This window comes from Bradyrhizobium sp. SSBR45G (genome assembly GCF_030159255.1).
Classification (GTDB): Bacteria; Pseudomonadota; Alphaproteobacteria; order Rhizobiales; family Xanthobacteraceae; genus Bradyrhizobium.
Window position 1 is genome coordinate 110,490 of the sequence record NZ_BSCT01000011.1, and the last position, 14,269, is coordinate 124,758.

General features: G+C 66.4%; 13 protein-coding genes. 5 read left to right on the forward strand and 8 right to left on the reverse strand.

Features of this window, described 5'->3' with window-relative positions; genetic code table 11:
- Nucleotides 1-2: 2 nt before the first annotated feature.
- On the forward strand, nucleotides 3-3,152 hold the full coding sequence (locus QQL87_RS15860) for an efflux RND transporter permease subunit (RefSeq protein WP_284419773.1): 3,150 nt from the start codon (nucleotides 3-5) through the stop codon (nucleotides 3,150-3,152).
- Between the two features lies 1 nt (nucleotide 3,153).
- Here QQL87_RS15860 and QQL87_RS15865 read toward each other — a convergent pair whose 3' ends face one another.
- Together QQL87_RS15865 and QQL87_RS15870 are read right to left on the reverse strand one after the other, a co-directional pair.
- On the reverse strand, nucleotides 3,154-3,951 hold the full coding sequence (locus tag QQL87_RS15865; RefSeq protein ID WP_284419772.1) for a transporter substrate-binding domain-containing protein: 798 nt from the start codon (nucleotides 3,949-3,951) through the stop codon (nucleotides 3,154-3,156).
- A 133-nt stretch (nucleotides 3,952-4,084) separates the two neighbouring features.
- Nucleotides 4,085-5,278: an MFS transporter gene (locus QQL87_RS15870; RefSeq protein ID WP_284419771.1), complete on the reverse strand. Its 1,194-nt coding sequence runs from the start codon at nucleotides 5,276-5,278 to the stop codon at nucleotides 4,085-4,087.
- A gap of 61 nt (nucleotides 5,279-5,339) precedes the next feature.
- Here QQL87_RS15870 and QQL87_RS15875 point away from each other — a divergent pair, with 61 nt between their 5' ends.
- Both QQL87_RS15875 and QQL87_RS15880 read left to right on the forward strand, forming a co-directional pair.
- Nucleotides 5,340-6,146 carry an AraC family transcriptional regulator gene (locus QQL87_RS15875; RefSeq protein WP_284419769.1) on the forward strand — a complete coding sequence of 269 codons (807 nt, stop codon included), beginning with the start codon at nucleotides 5,340-5,342 and terminating at the stop codon, nucleotides 6,144-6,146.
- Nucleotides 6,147-6,281: 135 nt separating this feature from the next.
- On the forward strand, nucleotides 6,282-7,631 hold the full coding sequence (locus QQL87_RS15880) for a malonyl-CoA decarboxylase (RefSeq protein ID WP_284419768.1): 1,350 nt from the start codon (nucleotides 6,282-6,284) through the stop codon (nucleotides 7,629-7,631).
- A 914-nt stretch (nucleotides 7,632-8,545) separates the two neighbouring features.
- Here QQL87_RS15880 and QQL87_RS15885 read toward each other — a convergent pair.
- Nucleotides 8,546-8,959: an SRPBCC family protein gene (locus QQL87_RS15885; protein ID WP_284419766.1), complete on the reverse strand. Its 414-nt coding sequence runs from the start codon at nucleotides 8,957-8,959 to the stop codon at nucleotides 8,546-8,548.
- Between the two features lie 109 nt (nucleotides 8,960-9,068).
- Here QQL87_RS15885 and QQL87_RS15890 point away from each other — a divergent pair, with 109 nt between their 5' ends.
- Nucleotides 9,069-9,377, forward strand: a complete 309-nt coding sequence (locus QQL87_RS15890; RefSeq protein ID WP_284419765.1) for a hypothetical protein — start codon at nucleotides 9,069-9,071, stop codon at nucleotides 9,375-9,377.
- Nucleotides 9,374-10,000, forward strand: coding sequence for a hypothetical protein (locus QQL87_RS15895; protein WP_284419764.1), 627 nt, complete (start codon nucleotides 9,374-9,376; stop codon nucleotides 9,998-10,000). Before QQL87_RS15890 ends, QQL87_RS15895 begins: the two co-directional genes overlap by 4 nt.
- Here the strand turns inward: QQL87_RS15895 and QQL87_RS15900 are convergent.
- The 5 genes from QQL87_RS15900 to QQL87_RS15920 form a co-directional block, all read right to left on the reverse strand.
- Nucleotides 9,979-10,272, reverse strand: a complete 294-nt coding sequence (locus QQL87_RS15900; protein ID WP_284419763.1) for a hypothetical protein — start codon at nucleotides 10,270-10,272, stop codon at nucleotides 9,979-9,981. The two genes, QQL87_RS15895 and QQL87_RS15900, sit on opposite strands and share 22 nt — an antisense overlap.
- A 422-nt stretch (nucleotides 10,273-10,694) precedes the next feature.
- Nucleotides 10,695-11,750, reverse strand: coding sequence for a hypothetical protein (locus tag QQL87_RS15905; RefSeq protein WP_284419762.1), 1,056 nt, complete (start codon nucleotides 11,748-11,750; stop codon nucleotides 10,695-10,697).
- Nucleotides 11,751-12,146: 396 nt separating this feature from the next.
- On the reverse strand, nucleotides 12,147-12,395 hold the full coding sequence (locus tag QQL87_RS15910) for a DUF3297 family protein (RefSeq protein WP_284419761.1): 249 nt from the start codon (nucleotides 12,393-12,395) through the stop codon (nucleotides 12,147-12,149).
- Nucleotides 12,392-12,868 (reverse strand): glutathione peroxidase, encoded by a 477-nt coding sequence (locus tag QQL87_RS15915; RefSeq protein ID WP_284419759.1) that lies wholly within the window; start codon nucleotides 12,866-12,868, stop codon nucleotides 12,392-12,394. The genes QQL87_RS15910 and QQL87_RS15915 overlap by 4 nt, the downstream gene beginning before the upstream one ends.
- Nucleotides 12,869-12,870: 2 nt before the next feature.
- Nucleotides 12,871-14,265, reverse strand: a complete 1,395-nt coding sequence (locus QQL87_RS15920) for an amidase family protein (RefSeq protein ID WP_284419757.1) — start codon at nucleotides 14,263-14,265, stop codon at nucleotides 12,871-12,873.
- Nucleotides 14,266-14,269 lie beyond the last annotated feature (4 nt).

Consider the following 14,269-nt stretch of genomic DNA (forward strand, 5'->3'; position numbering starts at 1 on the left):
TGATGATTTCCAAATTCTTCATCGAGCGGCCCGTCCTCTCCAACGTCATCGCGATCCTGATGATGCTGATCGGTGCGGTCGCGCTGGTCAATCTCGCCATCGCGCAATATCCCGACGTGGTGCCGCCGACCGTCCAGGTGACCACGCGCTATCCCGGCGCCAGCGCCAAGACGGTCATCGACACCGTCGCGCTGCCGATCGAGCAGCAGGTCAACGGCGTCGAGGGCATGCTGTACATGCAGTCCTACAGCGGCGCCGACGGCAGCTATTCGCTGACGGTGACGTTCAAGATCGGTACCGATCTGAACTTCGCGCAGGTGCTGGTGCAGAACCGCGTCTCCAGCGCGCTGGCCCAGCTGCCGCAGGCGGTGCAGAACCAGGGCGTCACGGTGCAGAAGCGCTCGACATCGATCCTGCTGTTCGTGACCCTGACCTCGCCCGACGCCAAATATGACAGCCTGTATCTCAGCAATTTCGCGACGATCAACCTGAAGGATGAGTTGGCGCGGCTGCCGGGCGTCGGCAACGTCACTGTGTTCGGCGCCGGTCAATATTCGATGCGGATCTGGCTTGATCCGAGCAAGCTGCAGGTGCGCAATCTGGTGCCGCAGGACGTCATCCAGGCGATCCAGCAACAGAGCCAGCAGGTCGCCGCCGGACAGATCGGCGCGCCACCGACGCCAGCGGGCCAGGCGTTTCAATACACCTTGAACGTCGCCGGCCGGCTCGACGACACCAGGCAATTCGAGGACATCATCGTCAAGACCGGCAGCAATGGCGAAGTCACCCGCGTCCGCGACGTCGGCTCGGTCGAGCTCGGCGCGCAGACCTATGGCCAAATGTTCTCGCTGAACGGCCAGCCCGCCGTCGGCATCGGCGTGTTCCAGTCGCCAGGCGCGAACGCGCTGGAGGTCGAGCAGGCCGTCGAGAAGAAGATGGCGCAGCTGGCCAAGAGCTTTCCGCAGGGCATCCAATACGACACGCCGTTCGACACCACCAAGTTCGTCAACGCCTCGATCCACGAGGTCTACAAGACCCTGATCGAGGCCGGCGTGCTGGTGCTGGTCGTGATCCTGATCTTCCTGCAGGACTGGCGCGCGATGCTGGTGCCGACCACGACGGTGCCGGTGACGATCATCGGCGCCTTCGCGGCGATGGCGGCGCTCGGCTTCACCATCAACCTGTCGACCCTGTTCGCGATCGTGCTGGCGATCGGCATCGTGGTCGACGACGCCATCGTGGTGGTCGAGGGCGCCGCGCACAACATCGAGCGCGGCATGACCGGCCATGACGCGGCGATCCGCGCCATGGACCAGCTGTTCGCACCGATCGTCGGCATCACCCTGGTGCTGATCGCCGTGTTCCTGCCCGCCGCCTTCCTGCCCGGGCTCACGGGACGCATCTACGCCCAGTTCGCGCTGGTCATCGCCGCGACCGCCCTGCTCTCGGCGGTCAACGCAGCGACCTTGAAGCCGACCCAATGCGCATTGTGGCTGCGGCCGCCGGTGCCACTAGAGCAACGGAACGTCATCTACCGCATCTTCAACAATCTCTACGCACGGCTGGAGCGGCGCTACGCCGCGCTGATCGGCCGGCTCGTCCGGCACAGCACCGCCTCGGTGATGGTCGCGCTTGTCCTGATTGCGGTCGGCGGCTACGGACTGTCGCGGGTGCCGACCGGCTTCCTGCCGATCGAGGATCAGGGCTACCTGATCGCGGCCGTGCAACTGCCCGACGGCGCCGCGCTCGAACGCACCCAGAAGGCGCTCGACAAGGTCGGCGACATCGCCAAGGCCACGCGAGGCGTTGCCCAGGTCATCACCATCGCCGGCATCTCCGCACTCGACAACAGCGCCAGCCTCGCCAATGCCGGCGTCGCCTACATCATCCTCAAGGACTGGGACTCCCGCGGCAAAGGCGAGGATCTGCGCTCGCTGGTCTACGGGCTCAACGACAAGATGGCGGCCGTCATGGAGGCGCGCACATTGGTGCTGCCGCCGCCGCCGATCCAGGGCATCGGCAATGCCGCGGGCTTTGCGATGCAGATCGAGCTGCGCGACGGCAACAGCGACTACGCCAAGCTGCAGGCGATGACATCGGCGGTCGTGGCCGGCGCGCAGAGCCAGAGCGCGCTGCAGCGGGTGTCGTCGCCGTTCCGGGCGATGGTGCCGCAATTCGACGTCGAGATCGACCGCGTCAAGACGCAGACCTTGCACGTCACGACCGACCAGGTGTTCGCGGCGCTGTCGTCCTACCTCGGCGCCTCCTACGTCAACCAGTTCAACAAGTTCGGCCGCGTGTTCCAGGTCTATGTCCAGGCCGATGCGAGTGCCCGGCTGACCGCGCGGCAGATCGAGAGCCTGATGGTGCGCAACCAGAGCGGCGACATGATCCCGCTCGGCACGGTCGCGACGGTCAAGCCCTCGGTCGGGCCGTCGCTGATCAGTCTCTACAACCTCTACCCCTCCGCCACGATCGTCGGCCTGCCGGCGCAGGGCTATTCCTCCGGCCAGTCGCTGAAGCTGATGGAGGAGATCGCGCAAGCGACCTTGCCGCCCGGCGCGGGCTACGAATGGACGGCGATGTCGTATCAGGAGAAGGTGGTCTCCAATCAGATCTATCTCACTTTCGGTCTTGCGCTACTGCTCGTCTACCTCGTGCTCGCCGGCCAGTATGAGAGCTGGTACGCGCCGATCTCGGTCATCCTCGCCGTTCCCTTGTCGTTGCTCGGGCCGATGGCTGTGCTCACCGCGCTCAAGATCGACAACAATCTGTATGTCCAGATCGGGCTGATCCTCCTCATCGCGCTATCTGCCAAGAACGCGATCCTGATCGTCGAGGTCGGGCTCGAGCTGCATGGCCGCGACGGCAGGCCGCTGCTCGAATCCGCGATCGAAGCGGCGCGGTCGCGGTTCCGGCCGATCCTGATGACGTCGTTCGCCTTCATCCTCGGCGTCGTGCCGCTGGTGCTGGCGACCGGCGCTGGCGCCAGCGCGCGCAAGTCGATCGGCATCACCGTGTTCTCCGGCATGCTGGCCTCGACCTGCCTCGCCGTGCTGTTCGTGCCGGCGTTCTTCGTCGTCGTGCAGCGGTTCGAGAATTGGCGCGCGGCACGCAAAGGCAAGGCGATCGTTGCCCAGCCAGCCGAATGATCTACGGGGTCCGTAGCGGGGTCTCCTTCAGTCCGTTGTCGTCATAGGCCTTGCGCAGCAGGCCGTTGCTGGCGGCCTCGGTCATGAACGCGGTGACGAAGGCCAGCGCCTGCGGGTGGCCGAGCGGCACCGCGACTGCCGTCACCGTCTTCTTGAAGGTCTCGTCGAGCACCCGCGTGCCCGGCAGCTTCTTCGCCATCGCATTGAGCTGGTCGCGCGACAGCGCGAAGGCGTCGATCTCACCCCGCTGCAGCAGGCCGAAGATCTCGTCATAGGTCTGATAGCCAGTCACAGTGGCATTCTTCAGATGCGCGATCGCGCCGCGCATGGTCGTGGTGTTGTTGACGGCCGCGATCTTGACGCCGGCCTGATCGAGCGCAGCGAAGCTGGTCACGGTCGAGCCTGCCTTGACAATGTAGGTTGCGTCCGCAACCTCGTAGATCGGGCCAAACGCCATCTTCGCCTCACGCTCGGGATCTCTGGGCAGGAAGGTGACGTCCCAGGTGCCCTTGGCGGCGGCGTCGGTGATCTGGCCGGAGTTCTGGTGCACGACGTAGTCGACGGGCACGCCGAGCTTGTCGGCCATCGCACGGCCGAGATCGACGGGAACGCCGGCATAGCCGCTCTCGGTCCTGATCGACCAGAACGCTCCGCCCGCCGGGCTGATCGCGATTGCGACACGCAGCCTGCCGGTGGGGGCGATCTCGTCCTTCAACTCGGCGGCACTGAGGCCCGATGCTGCGATCATGGTTCCCACGACGGCCAGCGCCGCCGCCCGCAGCCTGCGCCACTGGCCCATCGTCCCCTCCCCGTTGCGTTGGCGGACATCATGGCGCGCACGCCGGCCGATGCAAGGGCGCAGCCGCGCTGCAGAGCAGCACGCCTGCCCGCCGCCGATGTCGTATCACGCCGCGACGACGCAACATGCCTCCTCACTCCGCCGGCGCCTCCCGCAACACGGGCCGCAGCGCCGGCAGCTCCGGCGGCAGGATCAGCGCGGCGATGATCGCGACCAAAGCGAGCGCAGCGAAGGCCTGCAGCATGGTCGCGAAGCCGCCGCGCTCATACAGCCAGGCGACCAGGCCGACCGAGGCGCCGGCCGCGGTGAAGCCGACGAAATAGCGCACCGCGTAAGCGCGCGAGCGCCACTCCTCCGCGGTGTATTTGCCGACCATGGCGTCGTTGACCGTCACCTGCCCGAACGCGCCCATCACGATGCCGATCGACGCCAGGATCAGCGCCCAGTCGCTTGCGTCGGCGGCGAGGTACAGCAGCGGCGCCAGCACCAGCGACAGCGGCAGCGCCACGGCCTTCAGCGTGTGGCGATCCAGCAATCGCCCGATCGTGTACTGCGTCATCGCGCCGAACGCGTAGACGCCCGCGGCGATCACGCCGAGCAGCGCCGGGCTCTGCGTCAGCCCCGCCAGCCGCTCCGCGAACAGCTTCGGCAGCGCCACGGTGATCGCGTTGAACGTGGTGGAGATCGCGATCACCACCAGCACCAGCGCCAGCACCACGCGCCACATCTGGTCGCGCGCGACGCGGGCCTGCGCCGCCGCCTGCTTCGATCCGCGGCGGTCCTCATGCACCACGGCCAGCGCGAACACCACGCCGATGCCGAGCGTGACCACGCCCGGCACGATGAAGGCGAAGCGCCAGCCGAGATATTGCCCGACCACGCCGGTGACCAGCGCCGAGGAGGCGACGCCGAGATTGCCGAACACGCCGTTCAGCCCCATGTCGCGGCCGAGCCGGTCGGCATAGGACACCAGCATCGCCGTCCCCACCGGGTGATAGATCGAGGCGAACAGGCCGATCGACAGCAGCGCCGCGCCGAGCTGCCACGGCGTCTGCACGAAGCCGACCGAGATCATCGACAGGCCGATACCGAGGTAGAAGATCAGCATCATGTGCCGCCGGCTCCAGCGGTCGCCGAGCCAGCCGGTCGCGAGCGAGCCGGCGCCGAAGGCGATGAAGCCCGGCGTGGCATAGGGCAGCAGGTCCGCATAGGCCATGCCGAGCGCCGGCCCCATGATGATGACCGCGGCCGCGAAGATCAGCATCGCATAATGGTCGATGAAGTGGGCGGCGTTGACGAAGCCGATCACGCGGCGGGGGCTGTTCATGAGCACTCCTGGATTCCCGGACAAATCGGTTATACTGGCTTGCCCTGACGAGAAGGCGCCAATGACCATCGTGGACACGCCATTGAAGGCGCTTGGCGCCGACCGCGTGACGGCCGAGCCCGGCGTGCATCTGATCGCGCGCACCTATCACAAGGGCGCCCGGCTCGATCCGCACATGCACCGCGAGTCGCAGCTGATCTACGCCTCCGCCGGCACGATGCAGGTGACGACGCCCCGCGGCCGCTGGCTGGTGCCGCCGGATCGCGCCGTCTGGGTTCCGGCGCGCCACGGCCATGCCATCGACATGCTGGCCGACAGCCAGATGCGCACGCTGTATTTCGAGCTCGACTGGCTGACGCGGGAGACGCGCGGACTTCGGCTCGACCGCGAGTTCGTGGTGCAGGTGTCGCCGCTGCTGCATCAGGCGATCCTGGCGCTGTTCGCAGCCGATCGTGGCGCGGAACGCACCGCGCTGCTGATCCGGCTGGCGCTGCTGGAGCTGCGCCGGGCCGAGGATTCCTCGACCTTCATCCCGCTGCCGCAGGACCCGCGCGCACGCCGCGCGGCCCAGCTCGTCCTCGCCTCTCCCGCGAGCGAGCAGGATCTGGCGACCCTGGCGGGCAAGGTCGGCAGCTCTGCCCGCACTTTGTCGCGGCTGTTTGCCGCGGAAACGCGGCTCAGCTTCAAGGCGTGGTGCCAGCGCGCCCGCATCGCCGCCGCGATCGAGCGGCTGTCCACCGACCGTCAGCTCTCGGTCAAGCAGCTCGCCGCCGATCTCGGCTATGCCAGCGTGCCGGCGTTCTCGCATGCGTTCCGCCAGGTCACCGGCCGGACACCGACGGACTTCGCCGAGCAGACCGTCGCCTGACGCCGGATCACCTTGGGCGCATGCGCGCCGCGACGGCGGCGTTGACGATTTGTTATGGTCGAATGTGGCCACCTTTGCCATAAATCCATGTAACATCGCCACCAATATGCCCCTTCCGGATTCGACTGACAGCAGATGGCCAACGCCTTTTTCACCGACCTGATCACGACGATTTCCGAGCGCGGCCGAACGCTGCTGCGCGGCGGTGGCGCGCCTGTCGACAAGCATGATGCGACGAGTCTGACGGCGCTGTGCGAGGCGCTGGTCTCCGGCGCCGGCGAGGCCTCTGGCACGGCGATGGCCCGCGACGTGCTCGACGGCTATCACGATCTCGATGCCGAGGGCCGCAAGGCGTTCTTCACCGCGCTGGTGCATGATTTCGGACCCGACAAGGCCAGGCTCGCCAAGGCGATCGAGGACTGGCGCGCAGCGCCGTCGGACGAAGGCGCGAGCGCGCTGCATTTCGCCTCCGAGCCGCGGCGGCAGGAGCTGATCCGCCGCCTCAACCGGGCGCCCGGCGGCACGCCCGAGCTGGTCGCGATGCGCACCGACCTCCAGGATCTCCTGAAGGCGAATCCGGAACTCGCAGCGCTCGATCGCGACGTCGTGCATCTCTTGAGTTCGTGGTTCAACAGGGGGTTTCTCGTGCTGCGCAAGATCGACTGGTCGACGCCGGCCAACATCCTTGAGCAGATCATCCGCTACGAGGCGGTGCACGAGATCCATGACTGGGACGATCTGCGCCGCCGCATCGATCCGGTCGACCGCCGCTGCTACGCGTTCTTCCATCCGGCGATGCCCGATGCGCCGCTGATCTTCGTCGAGATCGCGCTGACCGAGACGATCCCCGGCGCGATCGCGCCGCTGCTCGCCGTCGACCGCCCGCCGGTGCCGGCCGACCGCGCCCGCACCGCCGTGTTCTATTCGATCTCCAACACCCAGCGTGGCCTCGGCGGCATCTCGTTCGGCAACTTCCTGATCAAGCAGGTGGTCGAGGAGCTCCGCCGCGAGCTGCCGAAGCTCGACACCTTCGTCACCTTGTCGCCAGTGCCGGGCTTCATGAACTGGTTGAAGTCCACGCCTGACGCGACCGAGGACGATCGCAACGTGCTCAAGCTTCTGAACGAGCCGCGCTGGATCGAAGATGCAACGATCACGGCCGACCTGCGCGCCGTGATCGAGCCGCTCGCCGCGCACTACTTCCTGAAGGCCCGCACGCCCAAGGGCAAGCTGATCGACCCCGTCGCCCGCTTCCATCTCGGCAACGGCGCAAGGCTCGAGCGCATCAACTGGCTCGGCGATCTCTCGTCCAAGGGCCAGCGCGAATCCGCCACCGTGATGGTGAACTACTTGTATCGCCTCGAGGACATCGAGAAGAATCACGAGGCCTACGCCAATGACGGCGAGGTCGTCGCCTCGAGCGCGGTGAAGAAGCTGCTGCGCGGCGAGGGCCGAAGGCTGCTGGATATGAGGTTGTCGTCGTAGGGTTTGCGGCAGACTGCAGCACTGTCTCACATCCACCTCGCGCCGTTGTTGGGGCACACCGCCCACTCCAACTCCGTCATTGCGAGGAGCGAAGCGACGAAGCAATCCAGACTGTCTCCGCAGAAAGATCCTGGATTGCTTCGCTTCGCTCGCAATGACGCCGGTGATGCAGTGTGCGCCCACCACAACCACCGCCGTCATCCCGGCGAACGCCGGGATCCATAACCACAGGCGTCGCTTGGGGCAGGCGCGTCGCTAGACCCCGCCAAGCCACATCCGCCGCGGAGTATGGGTCCCGGATCGGCGCCGCGACGCGCCTGCGCGTCACGGCTTGTCCGGGACGACAGCGGAGCAAAGCGGCCGCGTCGGTGGACGACGTGAGGATGAATCGATTTCACATCTCAAACAGCTGGGGACATGCGGCCGCAACCTCGCGGCGCCTGACGCCCGAGTGCTGAGAACCACGTCACCCTCATCAAAACAGAGGGCGCAGGGAAGACCGGGTGCTGGCCGCAACCCATGGCCCCCGTGCGGGAGAAAGTGCACGGGGCAGGAACCACAGGTACGACCGGTGCATTCCGGTCTTCCCTGCGCGATGGTTGGAACGGTGTCCTTCGTGCTCTCCCCGGGGATCGGCGTTCTTGCCCCCGTCATCCGCGCGTGCCGTCAAGCAACGACCACGAACTTGACCTCAGCGTCGAGAGGCCAGGACCACACGACTTCTCCGTCCGTGCCGACGCCGGTCGTCTACCGACCCCGCCACGGCCACCGCATCCCTGCCCCGACGTTCGTGACGACGCGTACGCCCCTCTGCGAAAAGGACAGGATGCATGCATAATTGCTGATTTTCGGAATTTGTCAAGCGGAAGATTCAGGCCCCGCTTGCGGCGCCTGCCGGGCTTCGGCCCCCGCCGTCACGACGCCTTCTTCGCCTGCACATGCCGGGCAAAGCTGTCGAGAATCGCCTGCCAGCCGCCCTGCTGCTGCTCGACCGAATGGGTCGTTTCCGCATCGAACACCACGCGCACGACGACGCCGTTCGGGCCGGGCTCGAAGTGGACCTCGGCCTTGCGGTCGCCGAAGGCGTATTCGATCAGCTGATGTTCGACGATCTTCGTGTAGGTGCCGGCGAAGTCGAAGCCCATGCTGCCGTCCTTGGCCTCCATCCGCGACGAGAACGCCCCGCCCTCGCGCAGGTCGACCGTGGCCTTGGTCGTATGCCAGTCGTCCGACGCGGCGTTCCATGCCACGATGTCGGCAGGCGTCGTATAGGCGCGCCAGACCTGATCGATCGGGGCTGCGACGGTGGTTTCGACGGTGATCCGCATGGATATTGCTCCTGGCTTGATTGGACGGCTCGCTGCACGTGCAGCAGGTGTGCTCGAAGGACGATGCAGGCTGGCCGGTCCCGACAGTTGGTGAGATACTTTTGCTCCGGTGCTGCTGCAAGGATTGTCGGTGGGAACAGCGATGCGAGCGTCATTCATTGCCGTCGCAGCCCTGGTGGGCGGCGCGCTTGGCGCGGCCATTCTCGGCTACGCAGCGCTGGCGCTCGGCTTCTTCGCCCTCAGTTTCGCGCGAGGCGGCATTCACAACGACTGGAGCATCCTGGCGCTCCTGGGCGTTCTGGTCGGCGTCGGCCTCGGCGGCCTTCTGGGGATATGGGCGGGCGTAGAATTCGCGAAAGTTCTGCTGAGGGGGCCGCAAGATAAGGTCACGAATGAATCAGCCAAGAGAGATGCATGACCCCCTCACAGGAGATATCGAAACGCATTTCCGAGTCGCTCTCCGAGGATGGCTTTCGGCAGCCCTCTCGCGGGATCCATGTCAAATCGTGGAGCGACGCTTGGCGAGGATGGATCGGCATCGACTCTGGACGGTATAGCCTGGGTCCGGTCGTCGGCCTGTTCAACGACGAATTCTTGAAGACCAGCAGCGAAGCGCTGAAACGATTGGGGGCTCCATGGCGATACGGCAAGAGCGGGCCACCACTGATCATGATCAACCTGCAGCAGTTGGCCGAACAGGATGCGGACAGTCGGGAAAGGATTTCGTGGACTTATCGCGGCGAGGCGTTGGAGCCAAGCGTTGCGGACGACATCGTTCACTGCATCCGCACGTGCGGATATCCTTACATCCAGGCGCACACCAACATCGAGGCTCTGTGGCACGCAGCCGTCGAGGAAAAAAGGGCATCCCATGCATTCATCATGTATCTGCCGATTCTCCTGATCAGACTCGGCCGATTGGACGCACTCCGCCAAGTTGTAGACGTCCATCGTGAGCGCCCAGTCAGCGCGGACCTTTCAATCAGCTACAAGCACTACGTCGATGCGCTGCTGTCACTTCATGATGGCGGCCTAACGTGATTATTCATTGCGCTCCGACACATCACATCCCCGGCTTGTCGTCCCCGCGCCGCCAGCGCCTCGATCAGATGCGGCCGGCGCTCGTCGATCCATTCGACGCACTCCTCGGGAATGGCACGAATGCCCTCGTCGACCATCGGCGTCAGCGGACGGGGGACCCACGCGAGGACATAGCTGGTGGTCGGCGCTTGGCGGATCAGACGACGCGGCGTGGAGCGTCGCGCATCCGATAGATGGTGAGCGATCTCCGTGACGCTGCAGAGCTTGGCCACAAGGCCTCCAGCTTTTCGACGATGGGGGTCGTGTAGGCCCAATCCTGCGACCGCACAGCAACTTTCCCTCCTCACCCTGAGGAGCCCACCACAAGCGGGCGTCTCGAAGGGCGAGGCCTAGCTGGGGCCCCATGGTTCGAGACGCGCCGCGAGCGACGACCTTACCTTGAATTGGCAGAGTTGGCGCGTCGCTCCTCACCATGAGGGTGGGGTTCCGAGACAGTCGCTGCAGGTTGGTCATCAGCAACGTGCTCATGGAGAGGGTCGAGAGCCGAGGCGGCACTGCACACCGGACCATGAACACGCCAAGAGGCGCGTTCATGGAGAGGGTTATGCGCAGAGGGAGCGTTGCGCGTCGGCAAGGCGAGCTTTCGGGTGGAGAGGCATGCGCGCGGAAATCGGAGCTTCGCTGTGCCGTCGCATCACCCCATCGCGCCCTGCGGCCGCAACCGCAGCACCGCCGCCGGCAGATTGGCCGTCAGCCACTCCGCAATCACCTTCTGCTTCCGGTGATACGCCAGCCCCACCCCGACCACCCCTACTCCGATCAGCGACAGTGCGAAGGGGAACAGCAGCGAGTCCTTGAAGACGACGTCGGCGAGGTGGCCGAGATACATGGTGATGCCGATGGTGCCGAACACGGCGTAGGCGCGGCGGACGATGAGGACGGCGATCAGCAGCAGGCCGACGTTGAGCAGGCAGTAGATCGCTTTGCCCAGCTCGGTCGCGCCGTCGGTGGCCGTGATGCCGCCCCAGAAGGCCATGAGGCCGAACAGGTGCAGCCAGAAGCCGAGGTCGCGGCGGTCGCTGGTGGTGTCGACGATCCAGGCGAGGCTGAGGATGCCGAGGCCGAACCAGATCGACACCACGCGGCGCATCTCCCAGTCGATGTGGCTGACGTTGAAGATCCAGGGCGTCAGGTCCATCGACATGAACCACAGCGCGACCGAGATGATCGCGACGATGAACGGCACGCGATAGAAGCGCAGCGCGACGCTGCCTGCCGCGATCGTGGCAATCTCCATGAACAGCCAGCTGCCCTTGATCCAGACGTAGAAGTCATGGACCGTGCCGGGCTTGCCGAACTTGCCCCACCAGCCGAGCTCGTCCTGGACGCCGTAGACGGCGAGCGGCGCCATCGAGACGGCGATCGCGATCAGCAGGCCGCCGGGGACGCGGAGGTCACGGCGCCAGAGATGGTTGCCGGCGAGGCCGAACGCCAGGGCATAGGCGAGCGCGCACGCGGTCAGCGCGCGGCCGCCCATCTGCGAGAACGCCACCGTCGAGAACAGGCCCATGGCGCCGATCACGATCAAGGCGCCCGCGTACCAGAGCAGATGCGCGGCATCGAACTTCGCGCGCGGCGCGGCGCCGGATGCGGCGCGCTGGTGGAGATAGGCCAGCAGCCGCTGGAGGTCGTCTGGACCGATGGCGCCGGCCCCGGCGGCGGCGCGGAGGTCGTGGTCGGAATAGGACATGGTGGTCACCCTCTGTGATCCGCGGCGGCGACGGCATGCACAGGCTGATCGCGCGAACGCCTACCGGCGTCACGCGTCGGGAGCGGTGCCGACGGGGCGGATATGGGTGAGTGTAGCTGAATTTGAGCAACGTTCAATAAATAATTTGAGCAACGCTCAATTTTAACCTGGACTGAGCCTAACGTTGCGCTCACGCGAGCGTCCATTCGCTCCGGTGTCGTCCCGGGCAGGCCGTGACGCGCTTAGCGCGGCGCGGACCCGGGACCCATACGCCGCAGCGGATGTGGCTTGGCGAGCTCCAACTGCGAGCCTGCCCCGAACGTCTCCCTGTGGTTATGGATCCCCCGCGTTCGCCGGGATGACGGCGGTGGGTGTGGTGTACCGCGCGCCGCGCCCTCAATCCTTGAAATACGGCTCCACCGGGCCGTGCACCTTGATGGTCAGCGGGTTGCCGTGGCGGTCCTTGGCGGTGCCGGCGGTGACGCGGATCCAGCCTTCGCTGATGCAATATTCTTCGACATTGGTCTTCTCGGCGCCCTTGAAGCGGATGCCGACGTCGCGCGACAGGATCGCCTCGTTGTAATAGGGGCTCTTCGGATCGACCGACAGGCGGTCCGGGAATGCAGGGGTATCGTTGTCGCTCACAGCAGTGCCTCGATCTCTTTGCGCAAAGCCTCGGGCGTGGTGGTCGGCGCATGGCGCGACACCACGTTCCCATCGCGATCGACCAGGAATTTGGTGAAATTCCATTTGATCGCCGAGCCCAGCAGGCCCGTCTTCTCGCCCTTCAGGAACTTGTACAGCGGATGCGCGTCCGCGCCGTTGACGTCGATCTTCGCGAACAGCGGGAAGGTGACATCGTACTTCGTGGAGCAGAACGCGCCGATCTCCTCCGCCGTGCCGGGCTCCTGGGCGCCGAACTGGTTACAGGGAAATCCGAGCACGGCAAAGCCCCGCGACGCGAACTCGCGTTGCAGGGCCTCCAGGCCCCGGTATTGCGGCGTGAACCCGCAGGCACTGGCGGTATTGACGATCAGCAGCACCTGCCCCGCGTACCGCTTCAGCGACACCTCCTCGCCGGTCAGCGAGGTCGCGGCGAAATCGTAGATGCTGGCCATGCTCACTCCCGAACCGGATCGATCGGCGACGGCGGCGTGCCGCCGGCCTCGATCGCCTCGCCGGCGGCGAGGCACAAATCCTCGCGAAACCGCTGGCCGACCAGCTGGACGCCGACGGGCACGCGGCCGACCATGCCGGTCGAGACCACAAGACCCGGCAGGCCGAAGAACGGGATCGCGATCTGCGTCAGTTGGGCGTGCCAGACCTGCTGGAAGGACTCCTCGTCCTTGCGGTCGAGCTGGTCGGCGAACGGCAGCATGCCGGAGACCGGCAGCAGCAGCAGCGGATGCTGCTCCATGAACAGCAGCCACTGCCGGGTCAGCGCGGCGCGGCGCGCCAGCGTCGCCGAGAGGTCGAACGGGTGCACCTTGTCGCGGACGCCGCGCAGGCAGGCGAGCGCGCCGGGATCGCCCTCCTTCTCCGCCGCCGCAAGCTGGGCCTCGTAGCCATCGCCAAGCCACAGCCGCGTCTGCAGCAGCGCGGCCTCCTGCAGCGGCGGCGTGTCGGTGATTTCTTCGACCGTCCAGCCGGCGGCTTCGAGGCGCCTGGCGGCATCGCGCAGCGCGGCGACGACCTCCGGCACCGGGTTCAGGCCATCCGGGTTGACGCACAGCGTGACGCGCTTCGGCAGCTCCGGGCCTTCGAGCGGCACCGGCATCCACCAGACGTCACGGACGTCGCGCGCCGACATCGCGGCGAGCGCGATCCTGACGTCGTTGATGGTGCGGGCGAGCGGGCCCGAGACGGCGCTGATCTGCGGGCCGATCGGGCGCTCGGGGAGACAGGTGTTGAAGGCGGGGATGCGGCCGACCGTCGGGCGCAGGCCGTGGATGCCGCAGGCATAGGCCGGGTAGCGCACGGAGCCGGCGATATCGGTGCCGTGGCCGATATGGCCGATGCCGGCGGCGGTCGCCGCGCCAGCGCCGCCGGAGGAGCCGCCGGGCGTGATGCCGGGGTCGCGCGGGTTCCTGGTATGGCCGTGGATGAGGTTGCTGGTGAACCAGCGATACGACACCGCCGGGGTGTTGGTGCGGCCGAGCAGCACCGCGCCGGCCTTGACGAAGTTGTTCACCACCGGATTGTGCGCCGAGGCGATGGCGTCCTTCTGCAGGTTCAGCCCGTTGGTGGTGGCGAAGCCCGTCTGGTCGACATTGACCTTGATGGTGACGGGCACGCCAGCCAGCGGCCCGGGGTCCTCCCCGCGCGCCAACGCCGCGTCGATCGCGTCCGCCTGCTTGAGCACGTCCTCGGGACGATGGTCGATCACCGCATTGATCGCGGGATTGACCGCATCGAGCCGGCCCAGCGCCGCCTTGGCGGCGTCGCGGGCGGAGACCTGTTTCGACTTGATGAGGGCAGCGAGGTCGGCAGCCGGCAGGCGCCAGAGATCGGTCATGGAG

What these genes read in the sequence shown, in the direction of transcription:
- QQL87_RS15870 (WP_284419771.1), bottom strand. Translation starts at nt 5,278, where the DNA reads ATGAACAGCCCCCGCCGCGTGATCGGCTTCGTCAACGCCGCCCACTTC.
- QQL87_RS15895 (WP_284419764.1), top strand. Translation starts at nt 9,374, where the DNA reads ATGACCCCCTCACAGGAGATATCGAAACGCATTTCCGAGTCGCTCTCC.
- QQL87_RS15920 (WP_284419757.1), bottom strand. Translation starts at nt 14,265, where the DNA reads ATGACCGATCTCTGGCGCCTGCCGGCTGCCGACCTCGCTGCCCTCATC.
- QQL87_RS15885 (WP_284419766.1), bottom strand. Translation starts at nt 8,959, where the DNA reads ATGCGGATCACCGTCGAAACCACCGTCGCAGCCCCGATCGATCAGGTC.
- QQL87_RS15860 (WP_284419773.1), top strand. Translation starts at nt 3, where the DNA reads ATGATTTCCAAATTCTTCATCGAGCGGCCCGTCCTCTCCAACGTCATC.
- QQL87_RS15875 (WP_284419769.1), top strand. Translation starts at nt 5,340, where the DNA reads ATGACCATCGTGGACACGCCATTGAAGGCGCTTGGCGCCGACCGCGTG.
- QQL87_RS15865 (WP_284419772.1), bottom strand. Translation starts at nt 3,951, where the DNA reads ATGGGCCAGTGGCGCAGGCTGCGGGCGGCGGCGCTGGCCGTCGTGGGA.
- QQL87_RS15905 (WP_284419762.1), bottom strand. Translation starts at nt 11,750, where the DNA reads ATGTCCTATTCCGACCACGACCTCCGCGCCGCCGCCGGGGCCGGCGCC.
- QQL87_RS15915 (WP_284419759.1), bottom strand. Translation starts at nt 12,868, where the DNA reads ATGGCCAGCATCTACGATTTCGCCGCGACCTCGCTGACCGGCGAGGAG.
- QQL87_RS15880 (WP_284419768.1), top strand. Translation starts at nt 6,282, where the DNA reads ATGGCCAACGCCTTTTTCACCGACCTGATCACGACGATTTCCGAGCGC.